This is a genomic window from Kribbella sp. NBC_00709 (genome assembly GCF_036226565.1).
GTDB lineage: Bacteria > Actinomycetota > Actinomycetes > Propionibacteriales > Kribbellaceae > Kribbella.
The window spans coordinates 396,949-411,578 of record NZ_CP108996.1; the positions used below are offsets into that span (position 1 = coordinate 396,949).

Here is a 14,630-nt window from a genome sequence, read left to right on the forward strand (position 1 = left end):
TCAGCTCGCGTAGTCGCGGAAGCCGCGGCCGGTCTTGCGGCCGAGGTAGCCGGCCGTGACCAGGTGTTCGAGCAGCGGGGCCGGGGCGAAGCCGGGCTCGCGGAACTCCAGGTACAGCGTGCGCTGGATCGCCAGCGCCACGTCCAGGCCGACCACGTCGAGCAATGCGAACGGGCCCATCGGCAACCGGCAGCCGAGCTTCATCGCGGCATCGATGTCGTCGACACCGGCGTAGTGCGCCTCGAGCATCCGGACCGCGTCGTTCAGGTACGGGAACAGCAGCGCGTTCACGATGAAGCCGGCCCGGTCGCCGCAGCGGACCGGGTGCTTGCCGGCGGCAACGGCCACGGCGGCGACCGTGCCGGCGACCTCGGGAGCGGTGCTGACCGTGCTGACGACCTCGACCAGCTGCATCACCGGCGCCGGGTTGAAGAAGTGCAACCCGACCACGTCGGCCGGCCGCTTGGTCGCCATCGCCAGGTCGATCACCGGCAGCGACGAGGTCGTGGTCGCCAGGATCGCGCCCGGCTTGCAGATCTCGTCGAACGTCTCGAACAGCGCCTGCTTGACGCTCAGCTCCTCGACCACGGCCTCGATCACCAGGTCGACGGGCGCGAGGTCGTCGAGCTTCGCCGTACCGGTCACCCGGCGCAGCGCGGCGTCGCGCTCCTCCGAGGACAGCTTGCCGCGCTGGACGCCCTTCTCCAGCGAGCGTTCCAGCGTCGCGCGGACCCGGTCGACCTTCTCGGTACCGCGGGCGACGTACAGGACGTCGTACCCGGCCTTGGCGCAGACCTCGACGATGCCGACGGCCATCGTGCCCGAGCCGACCACACCGACCTGCTTGATCGCGCGGACGGCCGGCGCACCTCCGGCGGTCGAGGGGGTGTGCTCGTCGTCGACCACGACCGGCGAGTCCGGTCCCTCGTAGGTGTAGAAGCCGCGCCCGGTCTTCCGGCCGAGCAACCCGGCGGTGACCATCTGCTTGAGGATCGGCGCCGGCGCGTGCAGCCGGTTGCGGCCCTGCTTGTACATCGTGTCGAGGATCTCGTACGTCGTGTCGAGCCCGATCAGGTCGAGCAGCGCCAACGGACCCATCGGGTACCCGCAGCCGAGCCGCATCGCCGCGTCGACGTCCTCACGGGTGGCGTAGCGGGACTCCACCATCGACACCGCGTGGTTCAGGTACCCGAACAGCAATGCGTTGGCGATGAAGCCGGCCCGGTCGGCCGCGACCACCGGGACCTTGTCGAGACGGCGGGCGAGCGCCTGGACGTCGTTGACCACGTCCGGCTCGGTGACGACGGTCTTGATCACCTCGACGAATTCCTGCACCGGCGCCGGGTTGAAGAAGTGCATGCCGACGACGCGCCGCGGGCGCTGGGTGGCGACGGAGATCTCGGTGACCGACAACGAGGAGGTGTTGGTCGCCAGGATCGCGTCCTCGCCGACGATCTTGTCCAGCGCGGCGAAGATCTCGCGCTTCAGCTCGAGCCGCTCGACGACGGCCTCGATCACCAGATCGCAGTCCGCCAGCGCTTCCATCGAGGTCGCGAACGTGACCCGGTCGAACAGCGCCTGCTGGTCCTCGACCGACAGCTTGCCGCGCTTCACGGCCCGGTCGGTCGAGTGCTGGATGTGACCGCGGCCGCGCTCGGCGGCCTCCTCGTCACGCTCGACGCCGACCACCGTCAGCCCGTTACGCGCGAACACCTCGGCGATCCCGGCGCCCATCGTGCCGAGACCCACCACACCCACAGTCGTCAATTCCCGAGCCATGCTCTGCACTATGCCAGTCCGGGTAGTGGTCCGCCCATGAGTTGGGTCACCGGCGAGGCCAACCTCACACGCCCTCGTCGTACACGACCGGAGTCTCCATCCAGCCGTCCAGCAACCAGAGCGGATCCGGCGCGGCCTGGAGTGCCGCCGCGATCGGCCGCGGTCGCAGATCGCATCCGGCGAGCTCGGGCAACGGCAGCCACACCGCGCGATAGCTCCCGCGCTCCGACTCGGCCGGGCTCGTCATCTCCGGACCGTCGCCGGTGCCGAACTCGCCACCGATCACATCCGCGCAGAAGTAGTGCTGCGTGCTGTCGCCGAAGTGCACGACCGCGACCACACCGCGGACCTTCACCAGCAGCCCGAGCTCCTCGTAGATCTCCCGCCGTGCGGCCTCGGCCGGACTCTCCCCGTCCTCGACCTGACCGCCGGGCAGCAGGTAGTACGTCATCCCGTCCCGGACCCGCTCGATCGCCGCGATCCCCTCGTCGGTGAGCAGTACGACGCCCGCCCGGATCATGCGCGCGTCGCCAGCACGTAGAACCACATCCCGAACTTGCCCTCGCCCCGATCCAGCTGCTGCACGACCCAGCCGCTGCTCGCCAGCACCGCACGCAACGCATCCTCCTGCCAGAGGACGAAGTGCCGCGGCAGGTCCAGGTTCCGATCGGACCATTCCTCGCCCTTGCCTTCGCGCGTCGCGAACGCCAGCACCGGTGCCGATCGCGCCGCCTTCCGAAGGACCTGGGCCAGGCCGGCGCGGTCGAAATGCAAGAACACCGCGTCGGCGAACACCGCGTCGTACGGTCCGCCGAGGTCGTCGGTGAGCGCGTTCAACCGGTCGACGGCGTACCCCTCGGCCCGCATCATCTCGATGAACGCCTGCGTCGCGTCGGTACGGCGGACGACGAAGCCGCGGCGTTCCAGCTCGAGTGCATCGCGCCCGGTCCCGCTGCCGATCTCGAGCACTCGCGCCCCCGGCCGGATCAGCTCGGCGAGCAGATCGATCAGCTCGTGGTTCGGCTCCGCCGGGATCGAGTCGCGGAACTTGTCCGCCGCCTGCTCGTACGCCGACAGCGTCACCTCGTTGTCGGTCGCCACCCGGCTCCAGCCGTCGCCGGTGTGCTCGACGACGGCGGGCAGCTTGAGGCCGAGATCCACACCGAGCACGACGACGGTCTCGCCGCGATGCTGGTCCGCGATCGACTGCAGTTGCTCATCGGGCCGCTGGGTCAGCTCGGGTACGACGGTCAGCCGGACGCCGAGGCGCTCCGCCAGCCGCGATCCCGCCGCGGCCTCGAACGTCCCGGCGTACACCTGCGCGACGCGCTCGCCGACCGCCGCGTCCTGGACATCGCCGGGCAGCAGCAGGATCCGCGCCGGACACATGAGATTCATCGGCCGACGTACTCCAATGCATCGGCGGCGTACTCCGGCCAGACCGCCGATTCGGTCAGCGGGATCACCACCCACTCCTTCATCGGCCGGCCCATCCCGGGATCGAACGGCTCGGCACCAGGCACCGCGAGGGCCTTCTCCCGCGGCTCCGGCGGCAGCTTGAACGTCATGGCGTCGCCGTACATCCCCGCGAGCACCTTCTTGCCGACCTTGAGACAGGGCATACCGAACATGCTGCCCCGGACCACTCCGGCCGACTCCAGTTCCGCCGCCACAGCGTCGTACGCGGCAACCGCCTGATCACTGACCTCCGGCATCATGCTCACCACCCTCCCACTCCGGACGGCCCGTGCACTACGGTGCTTTCTCGTGCGCTTGGTGATTGCTACTTGTTCTGTCGACTACTCGGGGCGGCTGACGGCTCATCTGCCGATGGCCCCGCGGCTGCTGATGGTGAAGGCGGACGGATCCGTGCTGATCCACGCCGACGGCGGGTCGTACAAACCGCTCAACTGGATGTCGCCGCCGTGCAAGCTGACGGAGGACGAGGGGGTCTGGAGCGTCACCAACAAGGCTGGTGAAGAGCTCCGGATCACGCTCGAGGAGGTGCACAGCGACACGTCGTACGAGCTCGGGACCGACCCCGGGCTGATCAAGGACGGCGTCGAGGCGCACCTGCAGGAGCTGCTCGCCGAGCACGTCCAGACGTTCGGCGAGGGGTGGACGCTGGTACGCCGGGAGTACCCGACCGCGATCGGCCCGGTCGACCTGCTGCTCCGCGACGCCGACGGCAAGCACGTCGCCGTCGAGATCAAACGCCGCGGCGAGATCGACGGCGTCGAGCAGCTCACCCGGTACATCGAGCTGCTCAACCGCGACCCCCTGCTCGCCCCGGTCCGCGGCATCTTCGCCGCCCAGCTGATCAAACCCCAGGCCCAGTTCCTCGCCACCGACCGCGGCCTGGAATGCCTCACCGTCGACTACGACGCCCTCCGCGGCATGGAATCCGACGTACTCCGGCTGTTCTGACACCCGAGGTGTTGACAGCGTTCGTTGACGGCCCGTTACTTAGCAATATGGCTAAGGAAACGGTGATCTGCACGTACCGCGTCCGCAGCGACGCGGAGGAGGCGTTCCGGAAGGTGCTGGCCGAGCACTGGGCGACGCTGCGTGAACTGGGTTTCGTGACCGACGAGCGCTCCGTCGTACTGCGGGACGTCGACGAGCCGACGTACGTGGAGATCTTCACCTGGATCGACGGCGGGTTCGGGCGGGCGCACGAGCATCCCGACGTACTCACGCTGTGGGAGCGGATGGACCCGCTGCTCGAGGAGCGCGACGGGCGGCCGAAATGGGAGTTCCCGCACTACCAACGGCAGCAGATTTGACGGCTCGCGGCGGACGGGACCTTGACGATCTCGACCGGGTGTTCACGGCGCTGGCGCACCACTCCCGGCGGACGATCCTGCTGGTGCTGCACCTGCGCGGCGGCGAGATGACGTCCGGTGAGATCGCGGGCCGGTTCGATCACTCCTGGCCGACGATCAGCCGGCATCTGCGGATCCTCGAGCAGGCCGGCCTGGTGGACGTCGTACTGCGCGGACGTGAGCGGGTGTACCGTCTGCACGCCGATCCGCTGTTCGAGGTGGGCGGCTCGTGGATCGATCGCTTCCACTCTAGATCCTGACAAAGCAGGAAATCTGCCCGATTTCGGGCAGATGCTTTGCGTTGGCCCTGGAAAGACTGCATGGTTGACGAGTGATCAGTGAGGCGGCGGCAGTGGAGCCGGTGGACGACCTGGCCGATCAGGTCAGCCGGACGACCGGGCTGTCGACGGATGTCGCGCGGCGCGTGGTCGCCGACGTACTGGCCTACTTCACCGAGACGACCGAGGACTACGTCCGGCGCCGGCACCGTGAGCTGCAGACCTACGGCGCCCGCAACGACGAGATCTTCGCCCGCCTCGGCGCCGAGCTCCGGCACTGGCCGGTCCGCTCACCCGAACTCTCCGCCCGGCAGCTGCGACGGATCGTCTACGGCTGACCGGGCCGCTCAACCGAACCTACGAAGGGGCACCACTACATGTGCGGAATCGTCGGGTACGTCGGCACCAAGCCGGCCGCGCCCATCCTGGTGGACGGACTGGCCCGGCTCGAGTACCGGGGCTACGACTCGGCCGGTGTCGCCGTGCTGGGGTCCAGCGAGCTGAAGGTGCACAAGGACGCCGGCCGGGTGCGTGAGCTGGAGGCGTCGCTGCCCAAGCGGTTCGGCGGCAAGCTCGGCATCGGCCACACCCGGTGGGCCACCCACGGCGGTCCGAGCAAGGACAACGCCCACCCGCACGCCAGCGGCAACGAGCGGATCGCCGTCGTCCACAACGGCATCTTCGACAACGCCGGCGCGCTCCGCACCCAGCTCGAGGACGCCGGCGTCAAGCTGCGCTCGGAGACCGACACCGAGGTGCTCGCGCACCTGATCGAGCAGTCCGACGGCGCCACCCTCGAGGAGAAGGTGATGGCCGCCCTGCGCCGGATCGAGGGCACCTACGGCATCGCCGTCATCGACCTGGACTTCCCGGACCGGATCGTGGTCGCCCGCAACGGCAGCCCGCTGATCCTCGGCATCGGCGACGGCGAGATGCACGTCGCCTCCGACGCGGCCGCGCTGATCCGCTACACCCGCCAGGTCGTCTACTTGGACGACGGCGAGCTGGCCACCGTCCGCGCCGACGGCTACCGCACCTTCACCCAGGACGCGTCGCCGACCACGAAGACCGCGAAGACGGTCGAGTGGGAGGCCGAGGAGTTCGAGCGCGGCCTGCACGAGCACTTCATGATGAAGGAGATCCACGAGCAGCCGGACGCGGTCGGCCGGGTCATCCGCGGCCGCCTGGACGAGCGCTTCCACACCGTCCACCTCGGCGGCCTGAACATGGACGCCCGCGAGGCGCGCGAGATCAAGCGGGTCAAGATCCTCGGCTGCGGTTCGGCGTACTACGCCGGCCAGATGGGCGCGCAGTTCATCGAGGAGGTCGCCCGGATCCCCGCCGACGCCGAGCCGGCCTCGGAGTTCCGCTACCGCAACCCGGTGGTCGAGCGGGACACGCTGTACGTCGCCGTGTCGCAGTCCGGTGAAACCCTCGACACCCTGGTCGCTGTGCAGGAGCTGAAGCGCAAGGGCGGTCGGGTGATCGGCCTGGTGAACGCGGTCGGCTCGAGCATCGCCCGCGAGGTCGACGGCGGTGTGTACCTGCATGCCGGCCCGGAGGTCTCGGTCGCGTCGACGAAGGCGCTGACCAACATGGCCGTCGGGTTCGCGATGCTCGGCATCCACCTCGGCCGGATCCGGGACGTCTCGCCCGCCGACGGCCGGCGGCTGATCGACGGACTGAAGAAGCTGCCCGAGCACATCGCCTCGATCGTCGCGCAGGAGGAGGAGCTGGCCAAGATCGCCGGCCGGCTCGCGCAGCACGAGAGCCTGTTCTTCGTCGGCCGGTCCCGCGGGTACCCGGTCGCGCGTGAGGGCGCGCAGAAGCTGAAGGAGATCTCGTACCGGCACGCCGAGGCGTACCAGACGTCGGAGCTGAAGCACGGCCCGCTCGCGCTGATCTCGCCGGACGTGCCGACCGTCGCGATCGTCCCCGACGACGAGCTGCTCGACCGCAACATCGGCGCGCTGCACGAGATCGGCGCCCGCTCCGGCCCGCTGTACGTCGTCACGCACCCGGGCGTCGAGGTCCCGGACGGGGTCGCTGCGAAGATCGTGGTGCCGAAGAACGAGCACGAGCTGGACCCGATCCTGCTGACGATCCCGCTGCAGATCATCGCGTACTACGCCGCCGTCGCCCTCGGCCACGACGTCGACAAGCCCCGCAACCTGGCCAAGTCGGTCACCGTCGAGTAGTCCCGGATCCCCAGGCCATCACAACTGCGACACCACGACCCCCGCCACGCTCAGCGCGGCGGGGGTCGCTGCATTGTGATGGCCTGGCGATCCGCACTTGTCCGTGTGATCGCCCGTCAGAGCTGCTGGGTTTGCTGGCCCGTGCGGCGGGTCGCCGCGGCGCCGGCTCGCTCGGTGTCGGTGGTCTGCGCCGTGCCCGCGCCGCCGGTTCCTGGCCTGGAGAGGCCGCCGAGTGCGCGATCGACGGCGCTGGCCGCCTCGGCTCGTCGGTCCGCCTCGTTGAGCGCGCCGGCCAACTGCTGGCCGGACCGCGCTGCTACTGCCCGGCTGCGCTCGGCGCCGAGACCGCGGTACGGATGCAGGCCGAACTCGTTGACCAGCCGCTTGCAGACCTCGACCCCGCGCACCGAGTTGCCGGCCGCGTCGAGGCGGGGCGAGAAGACCACCACCGCCAGCCGCTTCGACGGCACGACCATCATCACGTTGCCCGACACACCGCTCTTCGCCGGCAACCCCACCTGGTCGGAGAACTTCCCGGAGTCGTTGTACATGCCGCTGTGCCCCATCACCGACAGCACCCGCCCCGCCGTCTCCGGCGAGAACACCCGCTCACCGGAGTACGGCGCGATGCCGCCGTTCGCGAGCGTGGCGCCCGCCGCGGCCAGGCGTTGCGCGTCGACCTCGAGCGAACACACCTGGAAGTAGAAGTCGGCCGTCTTCGCCGCGCCGTCCTCCCCCGAGGCCTTCAGCATGTCCGCGGCCTTCATCAGGCTCGCCAGCCCGCGGTTGCCGTCGCCGGTGGCCTTCTCGGCCAGGTACGTCTCCTGGTCGAAGCCCGGCGCCTGGCCCATCATCCTGGTCCAGGTCTCGCGCACCGTGCGGAACCGGTCGCTCGTCTCCTGGCCGTGGTCGACCAGCGCGAGCGTCGCCATCGCGCCGGCGTTGATCATCGGGTTGTGCGGCCGGCGCCCTTCACCGAGCGACAACCGGTAGTCGTTGAAGGTCCCGCCGCTCTGCTCCTGGCCGACCCACTGATGTACTTCGGTCGGCCCGAGCTGCTCGAGCGCCATCGCGTAGCTGAACGGCTTCGACGTCGACTGCACGCTGAACCCGAGATCCGCGTCGCCGATCGAGAACGTCTGCCCGTCGGCCGTGCAGATCGCGATCCCGAACCGCTCCGGATCCGCGTCCCGCAGCGTGGGGATGTAGTCGGCGACTTTCCCGTCGCGGTTCGCCAGCAGGTCGCCGTACATCGCCTCGACGCTGCTCGCGTACTCCTGGAACTCGTCCGGTGCGACTGCCAGTTCGCCGGCCAGGGCCCGGTACACCACCCCGTCGCCGTGCTGTGCGATCCCGGCGTACTGGCGGAAGTCGATCTCCACCGGCTGGATATCGATCCGGATCTGCCGGCCTTCGGGATCGCGGACGTCGGCGAGCGCGGCCCGGACCCGTGGATCGGTGGGCTGGATCCCGGCCTGTCCCAGCGTGCTCAGCAGTTCCCAGGCCCAGACCCGGCCGTTGTCGTCCTTGTCCAGCGTGCTGAACGTCCGCAGGAGCCCAGACTCCGACACATCCATCGCAACTTCCTTCCCCAGGGCAGATGTGGGCACTCGACGACTCTGTCGGCGGCAAGCAGCCTGTCTCGTTCGTGTTTCCGCGGCGGTCACCTGGTGTTACGGCGACGTCAATCCGAGTCGTTGTCGGACAAGTTGGCAGCTTGTACGATCACTGGCCATGGATCGCATCCGTGAGGTGAAGCTCTCGTCCGTCGTGCTGCCGCTGGACCAGCCGATCAGCGACGCCAAGGTGCTGACCGGGCGGCAGCGGCCGATGACCGAGATCGTGTTCCTGTTCGCGGAGATCGCGACCGAGCAGGAGCAGCACGGGATCGGGTTCAGCTACTCCAAGCGGGCCGGCGGTCCGGCGCAGTACGCGCACGCGAAGGAGATCGCGGCCAACCTGATCGGCGAGGACCCGTCGGATATCGCCAAGGTGTACGACAAGCTGCTCTGGGCCGGCGCTTCGGTCGGCCGATCCGGGGTCGCGACCCAGGCGATCGCGGCGATCGACATCGCGCTCTGGGACCTGAAGGCGAAGCGGGCCGGTCTCCCGCTGGCCAAGCTGCTCGGCGCACACCGGGACTCGGTCCGCGCGTACAACACCTCCGGCGGCTTCCTGCACGCGCCGATCGAGGAGGTCAAGGAGCGCGCCTCCAAGTCGCTGGCGGACGGGATCGGCGGGATCAAGATCAAGGTCGGGCAGCCCGACACCCGGGTCGACCTCGAGCGGGTCCGCGCCGTCCGCGAGCACCTCGGCGACGACGTACCGCTGATGGTCGACGCGAACCAGCAGTGGGACCGCCCGACCGCGCTCCGGTTCGGCCGGGTGCTGGAGGAGTTCGACCTGGTCTGGATCGAGGAGCCGCTGGACGCGTACGACGCGCTCGGACACGCGGAGCTGGCCGCAGCGCTGGATACGCCGATCGCGACGGGCGAGATGTTGTCGAGCGTCGGCGAGCACGTCCGGCTGATCGAGGCGCGGGCCGCGGACATCATCCAGCCCGACGCGCCGCGCATCGGCGGCATCACGCCGTTCCTCAAGCTGGCGACGCTTGCCGACCACAACGGTCTCCAACTGGCCCCGCACTTCGCGATGGAGATCCACCTGCACCTCGCGGCCGCCTATCCGCGCGAGCCCTGGGTCGAGCACTTCGAGTGGCTGAACCCCTTGTTCAACGAGCGTCTGGAGACGGTCGACGGCCGGATGCTCGTGCCGGAGCGACCCGGCCTCGGCTTCACGACCAGCGAGCAGTGCGCGCGGTGGACCGTCGACAGTTGTGAGTTCCGATGACCGGTTTGGCATACCAAATCGTCGAGGAGCTGAAGCAACGAATCCTGAGCGGCGCGATCGCGCCGGGTGCGAAGCTGCCAGGCGAGAACGGCCTGGTCGAAGAGTTCGGGGTCAGCCGGACCGTGGTACGCGAAGCCGTCTCCCGGCTGCAGGCGGCCGGGCTGGTCGAGACGTTCCAGGGCCGGGGCTCCTTCGTGCTGGAGGTCCCGGACCGTACGCCGGGTCTGCGGGAGGTGCGATCACACCGCGACGTGCTGGAGCTGATGGACTTCCGGATCGGCGTGGAGAGCGAGGCGGCCGCGCTGGCGGCGGACCGGCGGACCGCTCATCAGCTGAAGGGGATCGAGCGGGCACTGGACGACTATCGGCGGATCGGCGCCGATCCGGCCCGGTCGGTGGAGGCCGACTTCGCGTTCCACCTCAAGGTGGCCGTTGCTTCCGGCAACCGCTTCTACGGCGACCTGATCGCCGAGCTCGGCCCGATGATGATCATGCTGCCCCGGACCCGCCTCGACCCGGCGTACGAGATGTCCGACCCGGACCACCTCCTCCGCGTGATCCACGAGCACGAGAACATCCATGCGGCGATCGGGCGTGGCGATCCGGCGGCAGCCCGGGCCGCGGCGCGGGTGCATCTGGCGAACACCAAGGACCGGTTGCGCTGATGTTCACGCTGGAGCAGTTGAGCGCGTTCGTCGCTGTCGCCGAGGAGCTGCATTTCGGCCGTGCCGCCGAGCGGCTGAACATGACCCAGCCCCCGCTCAGTCGGCAGGTGCAGAAACTCGAACGCGCAGTCGGCGCGCGACTGCTCGAACGCGACAACCGCAAGGTCGAGCTGACCGAGGCCGGACAGGCGTTCCTGATCGAGGCACGGCGCTTGCTTGCGCTGGTCGAGACCGCCGGCGATCTCGCGCGGCGCGTCGACCAGGGCGCGGCGGGGACGCTACGGCTCGGCTTCACCGCGACGTCGGCGATCCGTACGCTCGGCCCGCTGCTGCGCCGGCTGTCGGAGGAACTGCCAGATGTCGACGTGATCCTGCACGAGCGCGTCACGCCCGCACAGATCGACGGGCTGCTGCGGGGCGAGCTCGATCTCGGCCTCGGGCGGCCGCCGTTCGACACCGACGTACTGGACTCCCGGATCGTGTTCCGCGAACCGCTGTGTGCCGTTGTCCCCGGCAACCACCGGGTCGCGGCGCTGGGCCGGCCGTTGACCGCGGGCGACTTTGCCGGTGAGCAGGTGATCAGCTACTCACCGACGCAGGCTCGGTACTTCCATGAGCTGACCGTCCGGTTCCTGGCCGAGTCGCATCCGCGGATCGAGCAGCGGGTGCAGCAGATCCTGACGGTGGTTCTGCTCGTGGCGGCCGGGCGCGGCGTCGCGCTCGTCCCGGCGTCGGCGCGCAGCCTCGGCGTGGAGGGTGTGACGTACTGCGACCTTGAAGGGCCCCGCGATCCGGTCGAGCTGCACGCGATCTGGCGGCGGGATGCGACCAGCCCAGTGCTGCGACGGGTGCTCACGATGCTCGCAGAGCATCACTAGATCCAAAATCGATCTTGGACAGGTATCCATCGGCCTTCCTACGCTGGCCAACGTGACCCACTACTCCCCCGGCGAACTCGCCGCGCAGCTCACGACCGGACTGCTCTCGTTCCCCGTGACGCATTTCCACCCGGACCTGAGCTTCAATGAGGCCGGGTACCGCGACCATCTGTCCTGGCTGAGCCAGTACGACGTCGCGGGTCTGTTCGCCGCCGGCGGGACCGGCGAGGGCTTCTCGCTGACCCCGGCCGAGATCGACACCGTCGTACGGACGGCCGTGTCCGAGGTGGACGGCCGGGTCCCAGTGATCGCGCCGGCGACTGGCAGTACGGCGTCCGCGATCCTGGGCGCGCAGGCGGCCGAGGCGGCCGGAGCGGACGGGATTCTGTTGCTTCCGCCGTACCTGACCGAGGCAGGACAGCGCGGTCTGGTCGAGCACGTGTCGGCGGTATGCCGGAGTACGAGCCTCGGGGTGACGGTCTACAGCCGGGCGAACGCGATCCTGACCGACGTCAGCGTCGCCGAGCTCGCGGAGCGGAATCCGAACCTGGTCTGCCTCAAGGACGGCGTCGGCAACATCGAGATGATGACGCGGACGTACGCGCGCGTCGGCGAGCGGCTGACGTACATCGGCGGCTTGCCGACGGCCGAGACGTTCGCGCTGCCGCTGCTGCAGCTCGGGTACAGCACCTACTCGTCGGCGATCTTCAACTTCGTGCCGGAGTTCGCGCTCGGCTTCTACGCGGACGTTGTCGCGCAGGACCGTACTTCGGTATACCAAAAGCTGAACGAGTTCGTGCTGCCGTACCTGGACATCCGCGATCGGGTGAAGGGGTATGCCGTTTCGATCGTGAAGGCGGGCGTGACCGCGATCGGGCGGGCGGCCGGACCGGTGCGGCCGCCGCTGCAGGACCTGACCGACGAGGAGCGGGCGCAGCTCGCCGAGTTGATCGGGAGGATCAAGTGACGCCGACCATCGCGTCCGTCGAGGTCGTTCCGGTCGCCGGCTACGACAGCATGCTGCTCAATCTGAGCGGCGCGCACGGCCCGTTCTTTACTCGCAACGTCGTGATCGTCACCGACAGCTCAGGCAACACGGGGCTGGGCGAGGTCCCTGGCGGCGAGAAGATCGCGGCGACCATCCGCGACGCCATGCCCCTCCTGCTCGGCCACCCGATCGCCAGGCATCGGCATCTGCTGCGCACCGTCTCCACCACCTTCGCGGGCCGGGACAGCGGTGGCCGCGGACTACAGACCTTCGACCTTCGTACGACGGTGCATGCTGTGACCGGTCTGGAGTCGGCGCTGCTGGATCTGCTCGGCCAGCATCTTGGTATACCAGTCGCCGAATTGCTCGGCGACGGGCAGCAACGCACCGCGGTCCCAGTACTGGGATACCTGTTCTACGTAGGCGACACGGCACAGACGGACCTGCCGTACCGGGCGGACGACGGCAGCGACAAGTGGTCGCAGCTGCGGCGGCAGCCCGCGTTGACGGCCGATGCGGTCGTTGCGTTGGCGGAGGCTGCGCAGACGCGGTACGGGTTCGCGGACTTCAAGTTGAAGGGTGGCGTCTTCGATCCGCACGTGGAGATCGACGCGGTCCGCGCGCTGCACGAGCGGTTCCCGTCGGCCCGGGTCACGGTCGACCCGAACGGCGCCTGGCTGGTCCGCGAAGCGATCGCGGTCTGCTCGGGGCTGGACGACGTACTCGCGTATGTCGAAGACCCGTGCGGCGCCGAACCCGGATTCTCCGGGCGGGAGACGATGGCCGAGTTCAAACGGTCCACCGGCCTGCGGACGGCGACCAACATGATCGCGACCGACTGGCGCGAACTCGCGCATGCGATCCGGATGGACGCGGTCGACATCCCGCTGGCCGATCCGCACTTCTGGACGATGGCCGGGTCGGTGCGGGTCGCGCAGCTCTGCCACGACTTCGGTCTGACCTGGGGCTCGCACTCGAACAACCACTTCGACATCTCGCTGGCGATGTTCACCCAGGCCGGAGCGGCCGCGCCCGGCGACATCACCGCGCTCGACACGCATTGGATCTGGCAGGACGGACAGGCCCTCACCAAGGAGCCGCTGCAGATCGCCGGCGGCGAGATCGCCGTACCCACGCGTCCGGGTCTGGGTGTCGAGCTCGACCGCGATGCATTGGACGCGGCACACGAGCTCTACCTGGAGCACGGGCTCGGTGCGCGCAACGACGCGATCGCGATGCAGTACCTGATCGAGGACTGGACCTTCGACCCGAAACGGCCCTGTATGGTGCGCTAGTGTCCCGACACCGCTATCGCCAAGCTACAACGCCGACGGGACACTAAATGAGGGTCTTCTTGTCAACGGACATGGAGGGTACGGCGGGAGTCGTCGACTGGAGTCAGTGCCGCGGACCGGGTCAGGAGTACGAGTACTACCGGGGTCAGTTGCAGGCCGAAGTCAACGCCGCCATCGACGGCGCGCTGGCCGCCGGCGGGACGGAGTTCCTGGTCAACGACTCGCACTCGACCATGCAGAACCTGCGCCCGGACGAGCTGCACGGCCGCGCGAGCTACCTGTCCGGCAAGCACAAGCCGCTCTACATGATGCAAGGTCTCGACGACTCGTTCGACGCGGTCTTCTTCGTCTCGTACCACGGCTCGGCGGGATCGACGGGGTCCGTGCTGCACCACACGTACAACCCGCGGGCGATCGCCGAAGTACGGCTGAACGGCGCGATCACCGGTGAGGCCGGGATCAACGCACTGGTCGCGCTCGCGCACAGCGTTCCCGTCGTACTCATCTCGGGCGACCGGGTGACGATCGACGAGGCGCAGCCGTTCTGCCCGGACATCGAATCGGTCGTCGTCAAGGACTCGGTGTCGCACAACGCCGCGCTGTCGGTCCACCCGGAGCGCGCTCGGGAGCTGATCCACGACGGCGCCCGGCGGGCGTTGGCGCGGCTGAGTGACATCAGGGTGCCGAGCATCACGCGGCCGGCCGAGCTGACCGTGCGGTTCCACAACCGGGCGTTCGCCGAGTTGGCCTGCGAGCTGCGCGGGGTCGAGCGCCGCGAGGAGAAACTCGTTGCCCTGAGCAATGATGACCCGCTGCAGCTGTACCGGACCTTCATCGCCACCGTGCTGCTGAGCCGCGGTGTGAGCGAGTAACC

At 69.0% G+C, this 14,630-nt stretch carries 16 protein-coding genes; 11 read left to right on the forward strand and 5 right to left on the reverse strand.

Annotated elements, in window-relative coordinates; genetic code table 11:
• The 4 genes from OHA18_RS01930 to OHA18_RS01945 all read right to left on the reverse strand — a co-directional run bounded on the left by OHA18_RS01930 (position 1) and on the right by OHA18_RS01945 (position 3,497).
• Positions 1–1,779, reverse strand: a complete 1,779-nt coding sequence (locus OHA18_RS01930) for a 3-hydroxyacyl-CoA dehydrogenase family protein (RefSeq protein ID WP_329001740.1) — start codon at positions 1,777–1,779, stop codon at positions 1–3.
• Positions 1,780–1,843: 64 nt separating this feature from the next.
• The gene (locus tag OHA18_RS01935; protein ID WP_329001741.1) at positions 1,844–2,299 is read right to left on the reverse strand and encodes an NUDIX domain-containing protein; all 456 of its coding nucleotides are present in this window, start codon (positions 2,297–2,299) and stop codon (positions 1,844–1,846) included.
• Complete coding sequence (locus OHA18_RS01940; protein ID WP_329001742.1) at positions 2,296–3,177, reverse strand: class I SAM-dependent methyltransferase; 882 nt, start codon at positions 3,175–3,177, stop codon at positions 2,296–2,298. The genes OHA18_RS01935 and OHA18_RS01940 overlap by 4 nt, the downstream gene beginning before the upstream one ends.
• Positions 3,174–3,497 carry a hypothetical protein gene (locus OHA18_RS01945; RefSeq protein ID WP_329001743.1) on the reverse strand — a complete coding sequence of 108 codons (324 nt, stop codon included), beginning with the start codon at positions 3,495–3,497 and terminating at the stop codon, positions 3,174–3,176. The genes OHA18_RS01940 and OHA18_RS01945 overlap by 4 nt, the downstream gene beginning before the upstream one ends.
• A gap of 49 nt (positions 3,498–3,546) precedes the next feature.
• On the opposite strand from OHA18_RS01945, the gene nucS reads away from it, so the two are divergent.
• The 5 genes from nucS (at position 3,547) to glmS (ending at position 7,080) form a co-directional block, all read left to right on the forward strand.
• A complete protein-coding gene (gene nucS, locus OHA18_RS01950) occupies positions 3,547–4,206 on the forward strand; it encodes an endonuclease NucS (RefSeq protein ID WP_329001744.1) in 660 nt (219 codons plus the stop codon).
• A 47-nt stretch (positions 4,207–4,253) separates the two neighbouring features.
• The gene (locus OHA18_RS01955; RefSeq protein WP_329001745.1) at positions 4,254–4,565 is read left to right on the forward strand and encodes a hypothetical protein; all 312 of its coding nucleotides are present in this window, start codon (positions 4,254–4,256) and stop codon (positions 4,563–4,565) included.
• Positions 4,562–4,864, forward strand: a complete 303-nt coding sequence (locus OHA18_RS01960; RefSeq protein WP_329001746.1) for an ArsR/SmtB family transcription factor — start codon at positions 4,562–4,564, stop codon at positions 4,862–4,864. The genes OHA18_RS01955 and OHA18_RS01960 overlap by 4 nt, the downstream gene beginning before the upstream one ends.
• 71 nt (positions 4,865–4,935) lie before the next feature.
• The gene (locus tag OHA18_RS01965) at positions 4,936–5,220 is read left to right on the forward strand and encodes a hypothetical protein (protein ID WP_442914369.1); all 285 of its coding nucleotides are present in this window, start codon (positions 4,936–4,938) and stop codon (positions 5,218–5,220) included.
• A gap of 39 nt (positions 5,221–5,259) precedes the next feature.
• Positions 5,260–7,080 (forward strand): glutamine--fructose-6-phosphate transaminase (isomerizing), encoded by a 1,821-nt coding sequence (glmS, locus tag OHA18_RS01970; protein WP_329001748.1) that lies wholly within the window; start codon positions 5,260–5,262, stop codon positions 7,078–7,080.
• Between the two features lie 116 nt (positions 7,081–7,196).
• Here the strand turns inward: glmS and glsA are convergent, their stop codons facing one another.
• Positions 7,197–8,657 carry a glutaminase A gene (gene glsA, locus OHA18_RS01975; protein WP_329001749.1) on the reverse strand — a complete coding sequence of 487 codons (1,461 nt, stop codon included), beginning with the start codon at positions 8,655–8,657 and terminating at the stop codon, positions 7,197–7,199.
• Between the two features lie 157 nt (positions 8,658–8,814).
• On the opposite strand from glsA, the gene OHA18_RS01980 reads away from it, so the two are divergent.
• From OHA18_RS01980 to OHA18_RS02005, 6 genes are read left to right on the forward strand one after another with little or no spacing between them, the layout of a single operon-like run.
• Complete coding sequence (locus OHA18_RS01980) at positions 8,815–9,930, forward strand: L-talarate/galactarate dehydratase (protein WP_329001751.1); 1,116 nt, start codon at positions 8,815–8,817, stop codon at positions 9,928–9,930.
• A complete protein-coding gene (locus tag OHA18_RS01985; protein ID WP_329001752.1) occupies positions 9,927–10,595 on the forward strand; it encodes a FadR/GntR family transcriptional regulator in 669 nt (222 codons plus the stop codon). The genes OHA18_RS01980 and OHA18_RS01985 overlap by 4 nt, the downstream gene beginning before the upstream one ends.
• Complete coding sequence (locus OHA18_RS01990) at positions 10,595–11,473, forward strand: LysR family transcriptional regulator (RefSeq protein ID WP_329001753.1); 879 nt, start codon at positions 10,595–10,597, stop codon at positions 11,471–11,473. Before OHA18_RS01985 ends, OHA18_RS01990 begins: the two co-directional genes overlap by 1 nt.
• Positions 11,474–11,525: 52 nt before the next feature.
• Positions 11,526–12,440, forward strand: a complete 915-nt coding sequence (gene kdgD / locus OHA18_RS01995; protein ID WP_329001754.1) for a 5-dehydro-4-deoxyglucarate dehydratase — start codon at positions 11,526–11,528, stop codon at positions 12,438–12,440.
• The gene (locus tag OHA18_RS02000; RefSeq protein WP_329001755.1) at positions 12,437–13,756 is read left to right on the forward strand and encodes an enolase C-terminal domain-like protein; all 1,320 of its coding nucleotides are present in this window, start codon (positions 12,437–12,439) and stop codon (positions 13,754–13,756) included. Before kdgD ends, OHA18_RS02000 begins: the two co-directional genes overlap by 4 nt.
• 59 nt (positions 13,757–13,815) lie before the next feature.
• Positions 13,816–14,628, forward strand: a complete 813-nt coding sequence (locus tag OHA18_RS02005) for a M55 family metallopeptidase (RefSeq protein ID WP_329001756.1) — start codon at positions 13,816–13,818, stop codon at positions 14,626–14,628.
• Positions 14,629–14,630: the final 2 nt, after the last annotated feature.